The following is a 17026-nucleotide window of genomic DNA, read 5'->3' as shown; positions in this document are numbered from 1 at the left end:
GATGATGATCTACCGTTTTAAACGCTGTGTTTAAGGTTCATTAGAACGGTAAGTCGTCATCTAAATCTGCTGCTGCAGGAGCCGGTGTCGGTGCAGGCTGTTGTTTTGGCGCAAAACCACCTGGGTTGTTATTGCCATAGCTATTGCCTTGAGCCGGTTGGTTATTGCCATAACCGCCTTGGTTTGAGCTATTACCGTAGCCACCTTGGTTTTGGTTATTGTTATAACCACCTTGTTGATTATTAAAACGAGGCTGACCAAAATCACCGCCTTGACCTTGTTCGCCTTGTTGGCGATTATTGTCAAGCATTTGCATTTGTTCACCACGAATTTCAGTCGTGTAACGCTCTTGACCGCCTTGATCTGTCCACTGACGAGTACGTAATGAACCTTCAATATAAACTTTAGAACCTTTGCGCAAATATTGCTGTGCAATTTCACCTAAGCGGTTATGTAACACAATACGGTGCCATTCTGTTTGCTCTTTACGTTCACCTGTATTTTTATCTGTCCATGAATCACTCGTTGCAATTGAAAACTGAGTGAGAGAACCACCATTTGGGAAAGTTTTTGTTTCAGGGTCACGACCCAAAGTACCAACTAAAATGACCTTATTTACACCACGCATCAGACGTATTCTTCCTATTTGTTTCTATTATTTACTTTATAAGAGTTATGCTTAAATGGCTACCTCTTTCCCTAACAAGTGCGTTAAATGTTGTCGCGCAGATTCATCCATCTGCTGCTTATCCACTTTTACATAAGCCACTTGCTGGTCAGACATCACCACAACTTCTTCAATACCACGAATTGCTAAAAGCTGAGAAGTCCATTCATCCGTTTCTTTATCTTCAGGCAAACTGAAAACCATAGACGATAAATAACGCGGCTGAGCCAACCCAAAACTAATGATCAACCATAAAATGGCTAGCCCTGTCAGGATGCCCCATCCCATTGCCGTATCATTTAGCAACAGAAGTTGCCCGCCAATCATACCACCAAAAAATGCCCCCAGAAACTGACTGCTGGCGTTCACCCCCATGGCAGTCGCTTTGGATTGAATTGGAGCTGCTTTCGATAACCATGACGGTAATAATGCCTCCATCACATTAAATGCGATAAAGAATAATCCTAAGCCAGTAAGCAGAATATATTTTGATTCGAAACCAAAAATTAAGATGCCCAATCCTAAAATAATGCCACCAATGGCGGTCAAGAAAATGCCGCGCATTTTGCGATATTTTTCCGCCAAAATAATACTTGGAAAGGCAAAAAACAGGCTCACGACCAAAAGCGGCAAATACACCAAACCATGTGAATGTAATGGAATATTGGCAAAGTCAATCAACTGAGACGGTACATAAATAAACATCGCGGTGAGCAGTAAATGCAATGAAAAGACTGAAACATGTAAACGATTTAGATCAGGCATTTTCAGTACTTGCTTTAACTGCGTCAGATAACCTTGTTGAAAATTTTTATGATGACGCGTTACTTTCGGTACCAATAGCAACATCGCAATCGCGGCAAGTCCCATGATGGTGGTCACCCAAAATAAACCCGAGATGCCGACTAAACCTGTGAGCCAAGGCCCAAGGCTGAACGCGACCACAAAGGACAAACCGATACTCATCCCCATCATGGCCATGGCTTTAGTACGCTGTTCTTCACGTGTGACATCGGCTAACAAAGCCATCACTACGGCAGATACAGCACCACCACCGGCAATCGCACGCCCGATAATTACGCCGTAGATGCTATCGGACATCGCCGCAATTGCACCGCCTAAAGCAAACAACAGCAGCCCGATCACCACCAACGGTTTACGGCTATAACGGTCTGCAATCAAACTAAACGGAATCTGTAAAATCGCTTGGGTCAACCCATAGACACCCACCGCTAAACCAATGAGTGCCGGTGTTGCCCCTGCATATTGCTGACCTGCCACAGAGAAAACAGGAATAATCATGAACAGCCCCAGCATACGTAAGGCGAAAATACTACTCAAAGCAAAAGTTGAGCGTCGTTCAAGAGCATTCATCATAGCTGGTTAAAAATTCATTAATCTTGGAATGGGATTATAGGACATTCAGCTTAAAGCGAAGCAGGATTTTTATTGATTTTAAATATCCTGATGATTGGACAAATAAAAAGCGCAGCTGACGCTGCGCTTTTTGGGAGATTTTAGGCAAATTTAAATTAGCCTAAATTTTCTTGACGCTTTTTATATTGAATTGAGGCAATCACAGCCCAAACAATAAATGCCACACCAATTAGACCCGTTACCACTTCAGGGACATGAAGACCTGTGCCACTCGCCAACATAATGAAGGCCAAAGCACCAATCGCATAATGCGCACCATGTTCAAGGAAGATATAAGCATCTAAGGTGCCTTTATCCACTAAGTAAATGGTCATTGAACGCACGAACATAGCACCAATAGCAAGACCGAGCATAATGATTACGACATCAGAGGTAATCGCAAATGCACCAATCACACCATCAAAACTGAATGAGGCATCGAGTACTTCAAGGTAAAGGAAACCACCAAAACCTGCTTTGATCACGCCCGTCGGTACGCCATTTGCGTCATGTCCAACCGCATTACCGTTTTCATCAACTTCAGGTTCACCACCCAATAAATGACTCAGTACTTGGACACCGATATACACCACGATCCCCCAGATACCCGCCATCACTACCGCTAGACGAGAGGCTTCGGCCACGTTTGCTGCCATTACCAATAACGCAATTAGGGCAATAAACACGGACATCGCAGGAACGTTTGCAAGATTAGCTAAACGGCGCTCTAGCCAACGGAACCAATGGGTATCTTTCCCTTCATCTAAGAAGAAGTTCAGGAACACCAACAATAAGAAAGCACCACCAAAGGCCGCAATTTCTGCATGATGTGCCATCAATTTTGCAGAGTATTCAATTGGATTATTCAATGCCAATTGCACCACTTCCATAGCGCCCATGTCAGCCGTTACAGCAACAATGACGATTGGGAAAATCAAACGCATACCGAATACAGCAATCACGATCCCGACAGTTAAGAAAATCATTTTCCAGAAATGATCCCAACCACGGAGTACCGATGCATTCACTACAGCATTATCAAATGACAATGATACTTCCATCACTGCCAAAATTACAGTAATGGTCAGTGCTGTCAGCATGGCTTGCACACCTGCATTTGGGCCATGATTCAGACCCCAATATGCAGAAATGGCAAGACACACGATTGTAAAGACGATTGAGAAACCAAAATGTTTCATCATGATAGATCGACCTATTCATTCAATAAGATTTCAAAATGAGGGAATACCCAGTTTGAAGCTAAGTTTATGGCGCAATTATGCCGCTTTTCAGGATTGAAACCAAAAATTATTCGTTACATTTTGAATAAACACTCTAAGATGGAGTCTCTCAATTACATCGCATCATGGTGTAGACCCGTCTTTCATTTTTAACGACAGGAATGTTCAATGCGTTTTTCTGAAGAAGTTTGGCAACGTAATACCGCGTTATATCAGCAGATACTCCATCTACCGTTTAATCAGGAATTGGCTCAGGGCGGCTTAAGCCGCGACGCCTTTTGTCACTTTGTCATTCAGGATGCCCATTATTTATTGGCCTATGGTCGTGCACTTGCAGTGTGTGCAGCCAAGGCATTTGATGCCGACGATGTGATTCAGTTTTCTGAAGCGGCAAAAATTGCCATCGTGGTGGAACGCAGTCTGCACAATGACTTTATGCAAGGTTTCAACATCAGCAAAGAACAGTTTGAAAATACTCCACTGACCCTTGCCTGCCATCATTACACTTCATTTCTAACAGCGACAGCATGGTCAGAAAGTTACCCTGTGGTCCTTGCCTCACTCCTGCCTTGCTTTTGGATCTATGCTGAAGTCGGCAAAGCCATTGTCAGCCAATCTGTGCCGAATAACCCTTACCAAGCATGGATCGACACCTACTCAGGTCAAGACTTCAACAGCGCTGTACAAAATGTGATTCAAACCATTGATCGAGTGGCGGCTCGCTGTGATGCAGATACACGTGAAAAAATGCATGCGGCTTACACGAACGGCGCAAAATTAGAATGGATGTTCTGGGACAGCGCGTATCAACAGCGGACTTGGCCCATTGAATAAACCTGTGATTTTAGCTGTATAAAAATTTAAGGATCTAAAATTGCTTTTAGATCCTTTTTTTATACGGTTGGATTCGGTTTTTAGAATGACCTTGCATGATCATTTTAAGCATTAGCGTTTAAAACGATACCATCCGAGGAAAACCCCCATCGCAATAATCACCAAAAAAATCGCAAAACGTGCTTCACGCAATTCACTGCGCGCTGCTTTGCGTTCCTGCATTTCTTCTGAATGAAATTGTGATTTGATCATCGGATCAAGTTGAGCAATGGCCAATAAATCTTTGGGTTTCTCGCCTTTACCTAAAATCAAATACAGCCCTTTCATCTGCATTTCATTCAGTTTGCCCAGCTCAATATTCAGTTGAGTTGCTTGTGCATTATAGTCAGGCACCCAATCTTCTACGCGGGCATATACATGGGCACGACTAGCATCAAAGATTGATGCATCCTGCACTTTCTTGCCAGTTTGATCTTCCAGTTGTTCACTCAGATCGGAAAATTGGGACAGTACATAGTCTTTTTTCTGTGCCAACTGCACGCCGTCAAAACCGTACTCTTGTATTTTTTGTGCAGGATTATTTTTTAATAATATACCTTGAGGAACGACTTTAAAGTCCAGTACGGTGTTATCAGGGACTTGGTTGGTTTGCAGCACCATATATACTACAGACCATAGCTGTTCATTTTGCGCGACCACAGGCACGCTCACGCTATAGCGCTGCTCTTCTGCAGGGTCAATAAACTGTTCAAACGCGAGGATTTGACTGTCTTCAGCCCACAGGATTTGGCTTGAAAACATGAGGCAGATGATCACCCAAAATTGTTTTAACATTATTTGCTCTTATCATGATTATTTGCTGTTCTGGCAGAATTATAATCAATTATTCAAATACTTACATTTTAAATCACACATTTAGTGATTGGAAATTCATCATAATTTAATACAAATCTATTGTTTTATAAATGATCTAGAACCGATAAAAAGTTAATCTGAAACAGCATCGATATAGGCTTTTGATGCTTACTGAAAACTCTGCCATGCATAAATCAAAACAGCCGCAGCAAGCACCCAACTCAAAGTTGCTACACTCAAACATGCCGTTAAGCTCAAACGTGTTGCGAGCAGGTACACCATCAATAAATAAATGAAATATGGGATGAGAGACCAGAGTCCAAACAGCGCAGTTTTTTGTAATGCGGCTGCACCCTGATCATTTGCCACAATTACATGAGCAATCAACGCAAAAGTCGGAAACAATGGAACCAAACCTGCAATATAAAACACCTTACTTTTAGACAGCAAAGCAATTAATACCACAACAAAGGCACCCATTAAGCTTTTGAGAAATAAGGACAACATGGCATTCTATGGTTTCGATAAAACTGCATTTTACGCCTTTTCTGCGATAGTCCTGAGATTTTCTAATGCATTTTTATGCGCATAGCACAGGAGATTTAAACGATGAACTTAAAACAGTCATAGTGCCGTGATCTTTATGCACCTTTACACCACAGGCTAGATGTAAAGCGCGCTTTTTGTTGCTCAGCCATGTGCTTAAACTGCGCTTGAACTTTTAAATCTTCAGCGCTCATCAAATGTTGATTGTTTTCGACAATTGCCAAAACTAAATCAAACTGTTGAGGAATCTTTTCACAAGCCAGCTGCTTTTTTTCAGCGTCTGTTTTGGCCTGACCTAATTTCGCAATATACAGATCAATTTTTTCACTTTCGGTATTCAGCGCCAAAGTTGCTTGTTCTAAGCTGTCATATTTTTGCACTTTCGGTGTCTGATTTTCGGTACATGCACTCAAAAACACACTACACATCAATAAACCCATCACAGCTAATATTGGATTGAGATGAAGTTGCCATTTCATGTTAAAAGTCCTAGATTGCTGATTTGCAGATGTTTTAGAGCATCGGCACAGACAGCTATATTTTGATTCGGCCATTTTTCTCACAAAGTCACGCATAAATCTAGGTTTAAATTACACTTGAACATTTTTCATGCGCTATCATATATAGGTTTTTCGATGAATATTTTAGGACCCCTTGCATGAGCCAAAGCCATATCCGTATTCGAGGCGCACGTACCCATAACTTAAAAAATGTGTCACTCGATATTCCACGCGACAAGTTTGTGGTCATTACGGGTCTTTCTGGTTCAGGGAAGTCCTCTTTGGCTTTTGATACCTTGTATGCTGAAGGTCAACGTCGCTATGTTGAGTCCTTATCTGCCTATGCACGCCAATTCCTTTCGCAAATGGAAAAGCCCGAAGTTGACTCGATTGAAGGCTTGAGTCCTGCGATTGCCATCGAACAAAAATCAACGAGCCACAACCCACGCTCAACAGTGGGAACAATCACCGAAATTTACGACTATTTACGTCTACTCTATGCCCGTGTCGGCACGCCGTATTGTCCTGAACATGACCTCCCGATGGTGGCTCAGACTGTGTCTGAAATGGTCGATACCGTCAAAGGTCTAGAAGAAGGCACGGCGCTTATGTTGCTTGCCCCTGTGGTCCGTGACCGTAAGGGTGAATACACCAACTTATTTGAACAATTACAAGGTCAAGGTTTTGTCCGTGCGCGTGTCGACGGTGAAGTCATTGATATTGATACTCCGCCTGAACTCGACAAAAAGAAAAAGCACACCATCGAAGTCGTTGTTGACCGTTTTAAAGTTCGTGATGACCTCGGTAACCGTATTGCAGAAAGCTTTGAAACTGCACTACGTATGGGTGGCGATATTGCCATTTTGTCGTGGATGAAAGGCGAACAAGAAGATCGCGTATTTTCTGCGAAACACTCTTGCCCTGAATGTGAACGTGCCGTTGGTGAACTTGAACCACGGCTATTTTCCTTCAACAATCCATTCGGTGCATGCCCTGTTTGTGATGGTTTAGGCACACGCAGCCATTTTAGTGCTGACAAATTGATTCCCAATAATGAAGTTTCGATTAGCCAAGGGGCAATCCGTGGTTGGGACCGTCAACGTCCGTATTACTACAGCATGATCCAAAAAGTTGCCGATCATTTTGGTTATTCTCTAGACACACCGTGGAATGAACTCGATGCCGACACCAAAAAGAAATTTCTGTATGGGACAGGTAAAGAAAAAGTTGACCTGAGTTATATCGATGAACGTGGTCGTTCGCACAAACGCGTGCAAGCCTTTGAAGGGATTCTACCTCACCTAGAGCGTCGCTACCGTGAAACGGAGTCGAACTATGTGCGTGAGGATTTAGCACAGTATTTGTCGAATGCCGCTTGTGATGCCTGTGATGGTTCTCGTCTGAATGAAATCTCACGTAATGTGAAAATTTTAGATAAAACCATCGCGCAAATCACCAAGATGTCGATTGGCGATGCTGAAAGCTATTATCAAGACCTCAACTTAAGCGGTGCCAAAGGCGAAATTGCTGACAAGATTTTCAAAGAGATTCGTGAACGTTTGCACTTCCTAGTCTCTGTCGGTTTGAACTATTTAAGTTTATCGCGTTCGGCAGAAACACTGTCGGGTGGTGAAGCTCAGCGTATTCGTTTGGCTTCGCAAATTGGCGCGGGCCTGATGGGCGTAATGTACGTGCTGGATGAACCCTCAATTGGTCTACATCAGCGTGATAATGACCGCTTGCTTGAAACCTTAGTTCGCCTACGTGACCTTGGTAATACCGTGCTCGTCGTTGAGCATGATGAAGATGCCATTCGAGCGGCTGACCATATTATTGATATTGGTCCAGGTGCAGGTGTGCATGGCGGTCATGTCATTGCCGAAGGAACTTATGATGAAATTTTGGCAAACCCTGACTCACTGACAGGTCAGTATTTATCAGGCAAGTTAAAAATCGAAGTTCCAAAACAACGTGTACAGCCACCCAAACCTGAAGAACAAATCAAGTTAATGGGCGCTGCGGGTCATAACCTGAAAAATGTCGATTTGACTATTCCTTTAGGTGTGATGACCTGTGTGACAGGTGTATCAGGTTCAGGTAAATCGACGCTGATTAACCGGACATTATTGCCGCTTGCAGCGACTCAATTGAATGGTGCAACCACATTAACGGCTGAGAAATTTGATTCGATTGATGGCTTACAGTTCCTCGATAAAGTCGTTGATATTGACCAAAGCCCAATCGGTCGTACACCACGTTCAAACCCTGCAACATATACCGGTTTGTTTACCCCTATTCGTGAACTGTTTGCGCAAACCCCTGAAGCCAAAGCACGTGGCTATGCTGCAGGTCGATTCTCGTTTAACGTGAAAGGCGGTCGCTGTGAGGCCTGTGAAGGCGACGGTATGATTAAGGTTGCAATGCACTTCTTACCTGATATGTATGTGCCTTGTGATGCCTGCCACGGCAAGCGCTATAACCGCGAAACGTTAGAAGTTGGCTATAAAGGTCGTAACATTTCTGATGTCTTAGAAATGACGGTTGAAGATGCGATGCATTTCTTCGATGCCATTCCTGTGATCCACCGTCGTTTGGAAACCTTGAACCAAGTGGGCTTGGGCTATATCCGTTTGGGTCAGTCTGCAACCACACTTTCAGGTGGTGAAGCGCAGCGTGTGAAATTGGCACGTGAGTTGGCGAAACGTGATACAGGCAAAACCTTGTACGTGCTTGATGAACCGACGACAGGTCTGCATTTCCATGATATTGCCAAATTACTCGACATCCTGCATGAGCTACGTAATAAGGGCAATACCATCGTGGTGATTGAGCATAACTTGGATGTGATTAAAACCGCCGATTGGATTGTAGACTTAGGCCCTGAAGGTGGTGCTGGCGGCGGTATGATTATTGCCGAAGGTACGCCAGAGCAAGTGGCTAAGAATAAAGTGTCGCATACAGCGAAGTTCTTGAAGCCGATGTTGAAGTAACAATCTCCCCTTGCGGAGCAATGCTCCTCATCTTTAAAAAGAATGGGATTCCCTCTCCTCAAAGGAGAGGGTTTGGGAGAGGTATTTATTAATAAAAATCACTAGGATATGTAAAAAAAATTTTCTAAACTTCCTATTAAATCCGTACGATAAAAAGCATTTACCGTAATCTCAATTGGTAGATAAAACATGAAAATTTTAAGCTTACTAATTTTACTTTTTTCAACAAATATTTTTGCCGATCAATTACATGAACCACTTTATTTAATTAAAAAGCAAAATTCCTTGTGTATTTATACAAACAACCCTAGTTCTAAATTACGTGATGATCATATAACACTTATATCTCTAGGTATTCCTGATTCTAATGCTGGATCTGTTTCAGAGACTATTATTAAAAATCTCGTACATCCTCCTATATACGAAGAAAATTGCCTCTCATTTTCCTTAAAAAATATCAGAAAATCTGGGCCATACTCTGTAATTTTAGATATGGATAAAACTTATGCTGCGAATTTCTGTATAACTGTTGATGATCAAAAAAAGATATCAATCCATAAGCAAGGCAGCCAATTACAATGTCAAAAATCTATATATAACAACCCCTTTAATATTTCCTTAGAAATTAAAAAAAATTTTATAAAAATTAAGAGTTTTTTAAATGAAAAAACGGACAGTAGTAAATTTTAAAGTTATTTCTAAGAGATATGCTTTTTAATTAAACAAACTCAATCACATGAAGGCGACATGGATGTCGCCTGTTTGACTAGGGCAACACGGATGTGCCCTCAGTCAAACAAAAGCATTTTGCCTACTTTTGTGCTTTCAAAAGTAGGAATCTCCTACGCAATGGAAACTAAAACCTAATGCAAAGCGAGGACGTGCCAATTCAAAATTCAAAATTCAAAATTCAAAATTCAAAATTCAAAATTCAAAATTCAAAAAATTAACGTAAATAATGAAACACACCCAACTTATCCAACACATCCAACGTCAACTGCTTACGCTCCGCCACATCATCCCCTGCAGCCATCTGCAAATTCAAACTAAACGCCGTGATCTTGCCATGACCATCATCCACCCAACCGGTATACCAACCGACTTGAGGTTCCACATCCATACCCCAACCACTCTTGGCATATAACTTCGCATCCCCACGGCTTTCAATATAAAGCATGTCTTTGACTTGCTTTTGTACCGCGACATCAAACGGTAATTTCTCTGTCGCAAGCTGATACGCAAATTTGACTTCTTGTTCAGGCGTAATCTTTAACGGCCCAACCAACCAAAAATTATCCACCTGTTTGCCAATATTGGCATTGCCAAAACCGACCCGTTTGACTTCTTGTTGCATTAACGCCAAACCTATTCGCCTTGCCAGTTCCTGATATACAGGAACTGCAGATGCTTGCATGGCTTCACCCAAAGTCAGGTCTTTTTCCCATGAGGGGAAAGCACGTTTTTCACCTTTCCATTTAAAAACTTCATTGGCTGTCGCCTTCTGATGCTGCAAACCAATTAATGCATTTAACATTTTAAAAGTAGATGCGGGAATGTATTCGGTGTGGGTGCGCTGTAAGTCATTGCCATAATGGCTCAAACGCTGACCATCAAATGTGACAAATACCGCCTGTGTCTGTGCTTGATTAAATAAAGACGTAATCTCTCTCACCCGTGAATTTACTAAATTGGCTTGAGCCGTTTGTTTTAAGTGTTGAGATGAATCCAACATGCCTTCATTTGTTGTACATGCTGACAAACTCAGGACAGTCATCAACGATAGATATATTTTTTTCATTGCACTATTTTTATGGCGTTTAAAGTCCACAGTATAAGATGAAGTTCAAACCTGAATTGTGTACTTTTCAACAGTCTTGTATCTGTTGCAAACTTAGCATATCGACTATTTATTTTTAAACAAAACATCCTTATGATGACGCCTATCGTGAACTCAACAACGAATAATTCTTAACTTTTTAAAATATAAAAGCATACTAACAATGAATAAATTTATCTTAAGTTTCAGTCTCTTATTATGTCCAATATATAGCTTTGCCGATGGCTATCTAAACGAATACATGGTGCTGTTTGTCTCACAAGAAGACCCTGATCTTAGCCCATGGAAAGATAAGCCGCAGTGTAAAGCCCTCAGTACCCCGACTTCACACAAAGGGATCTATGAAAATCAATATGTCTATGCCAATGGCAATGCCCTAACCACCATCTTTCTGAGCAACAGCAAAATTAAAAATGGTGAATGTGAACATCTAATTCACTTTCCAGATGGTATTCAAGGCTCAGGCGTATTTGAAAGTTTCTTCCCCAACGGCAAATCCCGTAGCCGCATTGCCTATAAAAATGGGGAGTACGAAGGCAAACTCGAGTTTTGGTTTGCCAATGGGATAAAAGAGCAAGAAAGTAGCATCATCAATGGTGAATCTCAGGGGGATTACAAAATTTGGCATCCGAATGGCCAACTGGCTTTTTCTCAAAATTATAAAAATGGTATCGAGCATGGCCTGCGCCAACGCTGGTACAGTAATGGTAAACCGTGGACCTATGCCAATTTTCAAAACAATAAATTGATTGGCGAGCTGAAAATGTGGTTTGAAAACGGCAAACTAGAACGCCAAGGTTATTATCGTAATGGCGTTCGTCATAACAGTTATAAAATTTGGTATGACAATGGGCAACCTGAAGCGGTGCTTCAGTACGATTTAGGCAAAATTACCCAAGCCCAGTGTTGGAATGAAGATGGGAGTCAAATGAACCAACAAGCCTGCAATAAATTATATAAAGATGAAGATTAATTGATTTTTCTAGCTAACTTTATGAATCTGCCAAGATATTTATGAATATCAAGCTGCGTTTAGGCTGAAACACGGTCACGCCCCGCAGCTTTGGCTTTAAATAATGCTTGGTCTGCGCGCTCTAATAAATCGATCCAGCTTTTGGCACCCACTGCAACACCAATACTCACTGTCACGATGAGATCTGCTTCGTCTTCTGCCAAATTGAAATTCACATGCTGAATATCATGCCGTATGGTTTCGGCAATGTGCTGGGCTTTGAGCATATCAATCCCCTCGATCAGGACTAAAAACTCATCTCCACCATATCGCACCACCAAGTCGGATGAACGAATATGTTGTCGTAATTGATTGGCAACATGTTGAATCACCAAATCGCCGACAATATGCCCATAGCGATCATTCACCTGTTTAAAGTGATCAATATCAATCACGATCAGTGCTGTATGTAAAAAGCCTGAATTTTGGCTGTCGCGAAATTTAATATATTCATCTAAGGCAAAACGATTGGCGACATTGGTGAGTGAGTCAGTATTGGCAATATGTTTAAGCTGAAATTCAAAGGCATCACGTTGTTCCAACATGTTTTCAATATGCTGAATGGCATCAAATAAACTGAGATAACCTACTTTGGCAGGTTCAATCACGCCTTGATCCATTTGTCGGTGCCGAGCCAGTTTAAATAACTGATTACGAGCACGAATTAAAGGTTCAAACACCCATTTCTTGGCATAGAACATCGTTAATAATGCAGTCAGTAATGACACAAGCGAGACAAAAAGCGTGAAAATCAATTTATTTCGCGCTTCACGTTGTTCATCCGCAGCTACTTTGAGACTGTAATCTAAAATATAACTTTGCAATTCCACCACTGTGACAAATTTATTGACCATTACATCAGTGAGCTGGGTGCCATCCATGTGATAACGCTGATGTTGAAGACTTTTTTGAGCCAAACCATCAATAATTGGCAAACCTTTATCTAAAAATTCCGTTCGTACCGCATGATGTAACTGTTTAAACTCGGGTGTTTTGTCATGTTCGGACTGCACGACATTGATCAATTCCCATAGATAGCGTGTTTGACGCTGGGTTTGTAAACTCCGCGCTAAATTTTGCTCTGGAATTTCCTGTTGAAATGATACCGCAGCCATAATATTTGATGCGACTCGTCCCGCCTGATCACGTAATTCTGCCAGTAATAAAATCAGCGTGTAATAATTCGATACACGGGTATCTTTACCATGTGAATGATTGACCAATTTCTGCATGGCAATATAGCTTTGATCCCAAGCTTGGAACATCGCCAAAATGGCATGATCCAATTTTTTAGCTTCACGCTGTTGTGTCGGCAGCGCAATATATTGATCGACCGTTTTGCGACCCTGCAACAAATATGGATATAAATTGGACTCTAACTGCTGGGCGATCGGTGCAAAGCCCGTTTCTTTTAAAACCGTCAGCGTATCTTGATATTGTTGATCGACACCTTGGCGATATTCAGCCAATTCAATTATTTTTTGCTCACGCTGAAGACCTTGACTCGACATTGCTCTGTTGGCTGGTGCACGTTCACGGGAAATTTGGTTGGTTAAATCTGCCACTATTTTTAGCATCTGAATTTCTTTCAGCGCTTGAGCATTTTTGAGGTAGTTTTGATAACTGCTCACAATCAGTGGAACACTGATAAATACGATAGACAAGACGATTACTAGCATCGCAAGTTGCAAGCGCTTACTAATATGCTCTGTTCGTAATGTTTCCATCTATTTTATGCCCCACACTTGTTGCATACCCCAACCCACTTATCAACTAAACGCGGGAATATTTAAATTAATGATCAATAATTTATTAATTTATAAAATGAACATTTATACAGCTAAATTCTATACAAATGTGTTGAATCTGTCACATTTTTATCATTTTAAAACGAGATAATTTGCTAAAAAACAGCAACATATTTGAAAGGAATAAATTTTTTTATGAACTTGCTTAAATAAATATTTACAATTGCAATAAATTGGTGCAGAATGCACCGTATTAGGGCACACTAAATTTCTTCCTCAGCAGAATATTTTAGTTTCCCGAAAATTTTGGCTAAAAAATCCTGATTTTCCATGAAAATCAGGATTTTTTTTGTCTGGACCTACTGAACTCGATGATAAATTCAATAATATATGCACCATAAAAGGGCATTTATTTTTATTCCATCTCCGTTTTATCTATAATCTTTGCGGTAAAGTTCCATTTTTAGACAAAAAAAAGCCCAACCTTGGGGAAAGCTGGGCGAATAAAAAACAAATGATGGAGAATCAGGGTCAAAGTCACACTTTTAAACTGTGTGACGACTCGATTGGCAAATTATGAATCAAATAAAACCTGATGTAAAGCCAAGTATTTCACAAGGATATTAAATTTATCACTAAGATATTCATTTAAGTGAATTAGACCTCAGATTTAAAACAAAAACGTCCATTTACTATGCAAATAAACAGTTTTTGCCCAACAATTCGGCAGTCAAAGCCGCAATTTATCGCTTCAAATGCGTGAAAAGCGTTAGAATTTGCCCTTCGTATTAAATGTTATTTTAAATAAAAATAAATACATTGATTGTTATTTCAGATTGAAAAGTTGTGTATTTTTTCAAGTGTATTTTTTTAATTAAGAATTTAATCAAACTTACTTAATTGTTCTCAATGATTTTTTTTCAGTGACTTATTAGTTAGAGTAAAAACTGAATTTCTTATTATGAAATAAAGATCTGAGTCAGAGACTGAATAATAACCTTTAGGATCATTGACTTAATATATTGTTACAATACAATGCTCAATGTTTAATCCATTTGTAACAACTGGTAGAAAATCATGAAAAAACTCGGTTTAGCCACTGCTTTATTATTAGCCATGACCGGTGCTCAAGCTTACCAATTTGAAGTTCAAGGCCAAGCAGAATACATCGACACAACTGCAAATGACAAAGATTTCATTGGTGGTGTTCAAGGTACTTACTACTTCAAAAATGTTGACTCTACAAAAGGTCCTTTAGCAGAAGCTGCATTCTTAAACCAAGCTTCTAACGTATCTGTTGCTTACAACTACGGTGAAGTTGGTTCAAAAGGTACTGACGTAATTGCTCATAACTTCGGTGCTAAAGCTGAAGCTTATGTTCCAACTAAAGTTGTTCCTGTATATGCAAGCGCGTCTTACAGCCACACTATTTTAGATTCTAAAAACCAAGCATCTAAAGTATTAGAAGACAACGGCGACCGTTATGCATTAGAAGTTGGTGCGCTTCCAACTCAAAACTTCTTAGTTGCTGTTGGTTACACTAGCGTTGCTGACCAAGCTGCTGTTGACGCGTTCAACGTTATGGGTAACGGTGTTGCTAAAGCTGTTGCTGAAGCTGCGACTATCGATCAAGACCAAGACGCTATCACTGCACGTGCTAAATATGTTGGCGCAATCGACGACACTAACATGGCAATTGGTTTCGAATCAGGCATCATCTACGGTGATGACACTGCTTACCAATTCAAAACTGATCTTTTCGTAACTCCTAAATTAAGCGTTGGTGCTTCTTACGCTGAATCTAGCTTTGCTGGTACTCCAGACTCAGCTTGGGGCGCGAACGTAAACTACTTCATCACTCCTGCTGTTGCAGTTGGTGCTAGCTATGTAAATGCTAATGCTGAAGAAGTTGCGCTTGACACTCAAACTGTTGGCGTAAACGCTAAATTCCGTTTCTAATTCATATTAGATACTGAATACCAAAAAGGACGCATTTGCGTCCTTTTTTTTCCTGCCATTATTTGTCTTTGGGCTCATGGCGTTCCGGTAAATGGGCAATATATTGCAATGCAATTAAGCGTGAAACGATGAGAGCCAAATACATCACCCCACAGAACATTTGAAGCATCGCCAAGACCCGTGCAGGCGCACTCACAGGCATGAGATCCGACAAGCCCGTGGCAGACTGCAAACTAAAACTTAAAAATAATAAATCTAACCACGACTGCATGCCCGGCTCTGCAGGATTTACAAAACTATCCGGATAAATCAGCTGACAAATACTATAGAGAAAAGCAAAACCCCATGCGATGAGGGTAAATACTGCCCCTGCTGCAAAAAGTTCATCTTTGGTTAAATAACGATCGGCAAACATATAGCGTAATAAGCCATAGGCTGCACTAAAATACGCACAGGCTTCAAAACCATGCGCAATAATTTGAATATTCGGATGATTTACACCGAGCATAATCAAAGTAGAAAACAATACGGCGCAGCCAACAAAACTCAGTCCTAGAATCGTAAACATTGGAGTTTGGCGAATCACTTTGGCAATGATCAATAGTACCGACACCCCAAGTACCCAAATTAGCGCACGAAAAGACAGACTTTCTCGGGTAATCGCGGTTAAAACCAAGATCAGAAACTGCACCAGTAACAGCCATGCTGAGGGTAAAAGTCTAAAGCTTTTCCAAAAATCTACAAAACCTTGCATTATGTTCAATCTCTATATTTTTTTCATGCGCTGAAATGATTGATCTGAAGCATCATCAACTGATTGATTTTAAATTAGCACGAAGTGAGTTTTTTATACTGCAAAGATTTGTTGAGCGTGACCTGAAAAACATCACATATGCCTACTGTTCTGCCTCAATTTTTTGATCACCCTTGAAACTCAAAAAGCTTATTGTAAGTTTCAGTTTTCAGGCACATATTCAAAGGAATCTCCTACGTGGTAGATTTAATTATGAAAAAACATCTCGTATTTGCACCCCTCTGTCTGCTCATGCTCTCTGCCTGTACACAAAACAGTCCGCTCCTCAAAGGCCATGAAAATTATGTGGGGACTTGGCAAAACAACCACAGTGAATTAGTGATCAAATCGTCGGGCGAAGTGACGTATTACCATCAAGAACATACGGAAAAAAGTATTGCCAACCAAACCTTCAGTGGTGCTGAACAGTCGCGAATAAAAGCCCATTTGAGCAGTTTTGGTGATCAGAGCTTTAGCATCGATCAGGATAATTTCTCTCAACAATTCACCATTCAGCGCTCGCCTTATCAAGATGATCAAGGCCATTGGAAAATGTCGATCAATGGAGAAAATTATACACGCAAATAGGACAGAGATTTGTCTACAAACCTCTGTTTCATATCATTCA

The 17026-nt window shown here is 40.9% G+C and carries 15 protein-coding genes; 6 read left to right on the top strand and 9 right to left on the bottom strand.

Features of this window, described 5'->3' with window-relative positions; genetic code table 11:
• Positions 1 to 40 precede the first annotated feature (40 nt).
• The 3 genes from ssb to FTU77_RS00750 form a co-directional block, all read right to left on the bottom strand.
• Entirely contained in the window at positions 41 to 628 is a 588-nt protein-coding gene (gene ssb, locus FTU77_RS00760) for a single-stranded DNA-binding protein (RefSeq protein WP_078193176.1), read from the bottom strand.
• A gap of 51 nt (positions 629 to 679) precedes the next feature.
• Complete coding sequence (locus FTU77_RS00755) at positions 680 to 2044, bottom strand: MFS transporter (RefSeq protein WP_111884498.1); 1365 nt, start codon at positions 2042 to 2044, stop codon at positions 680 to 682.
• A 155-nt stretch (positions 2045 to 2199) separates the two neighbouring features.
• Positions 2200 to 3285, bottom strand: a complete 1086-nt coding sequence (locus tag FTU77_RS00750; protein WP_180050623.1) for a DUF475 domain-containing protein — start codon at positions 3283 to 3285, stop codon at positions 2200 to 2202.
• A gap of 207 nt (positions 3286 to 3492) precedes the next feature.
• Here FTU77_RS00750 and tenA point away from each other — a divergent pair, with 207 nt between their 5' ends.
• Positions 3493 to 4158, top strand: coding sequence for a thiaminase II (tenA, locus tag FTU77_RS00745; RefSeq protein ID WP_180054204.1), 666 nt, complete (start codon positions 3493 to 3495; stop codon positions 4156 to 4158).
• Positions 4159 to 4269: 111 nt separating this feature from the next.
• On the opposite strand, the gene FTU77_RS00740 is transcribed toward tenA, so the two are convergent.
• The 3 genes from FTU77_RS00740 to FTU77_RS00730 all read right to left on the bottom strand — a co-directional run bounded on the left by FTU77_RS00740 (position 4270) and on the right by FTU77_RS00730 (position 6038).
• The gene (locus tag FTU77_RS00740; RefSeq protein WP_180054203.1) at positions 4270 to 4992 is read right to left on the bottom strand and encodes a hypothetical protein; all 723 of its coding nucleotides are present in this window, start codon (positions 4990 to 4992) and stop codon (positions 4270 to 4272) included.
• A gap of 189 nt (positions 4993 to 5181) precedes the next feature.
• Positions 5182 to 5520 (bottom strand): GlpM family protein, encoded by a 339-nt coding sequence (locus FTU77_RS00735; protein WP_180002743.1) that lies wholly within the window; start codon positions 5518 to 5520, stop codon positions 5182 to 5184.
• 134 nt (positions 5521 to 5654) lie between these two features.
• Positions 5655 to 6038: a hypothetical protein gene (locus FTU77_RS00730; protein WP_180054202.1), complete on the bottom strand. Its 384-nt coding sequence runs from the start codon at positions 6036 to 6038 to the stop codon at positions 5655 to 5657.
• A 179-nt stretch (positions 6039 to 6217) separates the two neighbouring features.
• On the opposite strand from FTU77_RS00730, the gene uvrA reads away from it, so the two are divergent.
• Positions 6218 to 9049 (top strand): excinuclease ABC subunit UvrA, encoded by a 2832-nt coding sequence (uvrA, locus tag FTU77_RS00725; protein WP_168378956.1) that lies wholly within the window; start codon positions 6218 to 6220, stop codon positions 9047 to 9049.
• A 189-nt stretch (positions 9050 to 9238) separates the two neighbouring features.
• On the top strand, positions 9239 to 9739 hold the full coding sequence (locus tag FTU77_RS00720) for an NF045616 family extracytoplasmic (lipo)protein (protein WP_180054201.1): 501 nt from the start codon (positions 9239 to 9241) through the stop codon (positions 9737 to 9739).
• A 256-nt stretch (positions 9740 to 9995) separates the two neighbouring features.
• Here FTU77_RS00720 and blaOXA read toward each other — a convergent pair whose 3' ends face one another.
• Entirely contained in the window at positions 9996 to 10847 is an 852-nt protein-coding gene (gene blaOXA, locus FTU77_RS00715; protein WP_257223558.1) for a class D beta-lactamase, read from the bottom strand.
• A 202-nt stretch (positions 10848 to 11049) separates the two neighbouring features.
• On the opposite strand from blaOXA, the gene FTU77_RS00710 reads away from it, so the two are divergent.
• Positions 11050 to 11859, top strand: coding sequence for a toxin-antitoxin system YwqK family antitoxin (locus FTU77_RS00710; protein ID WP_168379426.1), 810 nt, complete (start codon positions 11050 to 11052; stop codon positions 11857 to 11859).
• A gap of 59 nt (positions 11860 to 11918) precedes the next feature.
• On the opposite strand, the gene FTU77_RS00705 is transcribed toward FTU77_RS00710, so the two are convergent.
• Positions 11919 to 13625: a diguanylate cyclase gene (locus FTU77_RS00705; protein WP_180054200.1), complete on the bottom strand. Its 1707-nt coding sequence runs from the start codon at positions 13623 to 13625 to the stop codon at positions 11919 to 11921.
• 1098 nt (positions 13626 to 14723) lie between these two features.
• Between FTU77_RS00705 and omp33-36 the strand changes: the two genes are divergently transcribed.
• Positions 14724 to 15605, top strand: coding sequence for a porin Omp33-36 (omp33-36, locus tag FTU77_RS00700; RefSeq protein ID WP_180054199.1), 882 nt, complete (start codon positions 14724 to 14726; stop codon positions 15603 to 15605).
• Between the two features lie 58 nt (positions 15606 to 15663).
• Here omp33-36 and FTU77_RS00695 read toward each other — a convergent pair whose 3' ends face one another.
• Positions 15664 to 16359 carry an ion channel gene (locus FTU77_RS00695; protein ID WP_180008803.1) on the bottom strand — a complete coding sequence of 232 codons (696 nt, stop codon included), beginning with the start codon at positions 16357 to 16359 and terminating at the stop codon, positions 15664 to 15666.
• Positions 16360 to 16611: 252 nt separating this feature from the next.
• On the opposite strand from FTU77_RS00695, the gene FTU77_RS00690 reads away from it, so the two are divergent.
• Complete coding sequence (locus tag FTU77_RS00690; RefSeq protein WP_180054198.1) at positions 16612 to 16986, top strand: hypothetical protein; 375 nt, start codon at positions 16612 to 16614, stop codon at positions 16984 to 16986.
• The last annotated feature ends 40 nt before the right edge of the window (positions 16987 to 17026 follow it).

The sequence above is a fragment of the Acinetobacter sp. YH12142 genome, from assembly GCF_013418435.1.
Lineage (GTDB): Bacteria > Pseudomonadota > Gammaproteobacteria > Pseudomonadales > Moraxellaceae > Acinetobacter > Acinetobacter amyesii.
The sequence above is the reverse complement of the archived record's forward strand: the minus strand, read 5'-3'. Positions and strand labels throughout refer to the sequence as shown.

Coding starts and splice junctions, on each gene's coding strand:
- ssb (WP_078193176.1), bottom strand. CDS start 628: ATGCGTGGTGTAAATAAGGTCATTTTAGTTGGTACTTTGGGTCGTGAC.
- FTU77_RS00755 (WP_111884498.1), bottom strand. CDS start 2,044: ATGATGAATGCTCTTGAACGACGCTCAACTTTTGCTTTGAGTAGTATT.
- FTU77_RS00750 (WP_180050623.1), bottom strand. CDS start 3,285: ATGATGAAACATTTTGGTTTCTCAATCGTCTTTACAATCGTGTGTCTT.
- tenA (WP_180054204.1), top strand. CDS start 3,493: ATGCGTTTTTCTGAAGAAGTTTGGCAACGTAATACCGCGTTATATCAG.
- FTU77_RS00740 (WP_180054203.1), bottom strand. CDS start 4,992: ATGTTAAAACAATTTTGGGTGATCATCTGCCTCATGTTTTCAAGCCAA.
- FTU77_RS00735 (WP_180002743.1), bottom strand. CDS start 5,520: ATGTTGTCCTTATTTCTCAAAAGCTTAATGGGTGCCTTTGTTGTGGTA.
- FTU77_RS00730 (WP_180054202.1), bottom strand. CDS start 6,038: ATGAAATGGCAACTTCATCTCAATCCAATATTAGCTGTGATGGGTTTA.
- uvrA (WP_168378956.1), top strand. CDS start 6,218: ATGAGCCAAAGCCATATCCGTATTCGAGGCGCACGTACCCATAACTTA.
- FTU77_RS00720 (WP_180054201.1), top strand. CDS start 9,239: ATGAAAATTTTAAGCTTACTAATTTTACTTTTTTCAACAAATATTTTT.
- blaOXA (WP_257223558.1), bottom strand. CDS start 10,847: ATGAAAAAAATATATCTATCGTTGATGACTGTCCTGAGTTTGTCAGCA.
- FTU77_RS00710 (WP_168379426.1), top strand. CDS start 11,050: ATGAATAAATTTATCTTAAGTTTCAGTCTCTTATTATGTCCAATATAT.
- FTU77_RS00705 (WP_180054200.1), bottom strand. CDS start 13,625: ATGGAAACATTACGAACAGAGCATATTAGTAAGCGCTTGCAACTTGCG.
- omp33-36 (WP_180054199.1), top strand. CDS start 14,724: ATGAAAAAACTCGGTTTAGCCACTGCTTTATTATTAGCCATGACCGGT.
- FTU77_RS00695 (WP_180008803.1), bottom strand. CDS start 16,359: ATGCAAGGTTTTGTAGATTTTTGGAAAAGCTTTAGACTTTTACCCTCA.
- FTU77_RS00690 (WP_180054198.1), top strand. CDS start 16,612: ATGAAAAAACATCTCGTATTTGCACCCCTCTGTCTGCTCATGCTCTCT.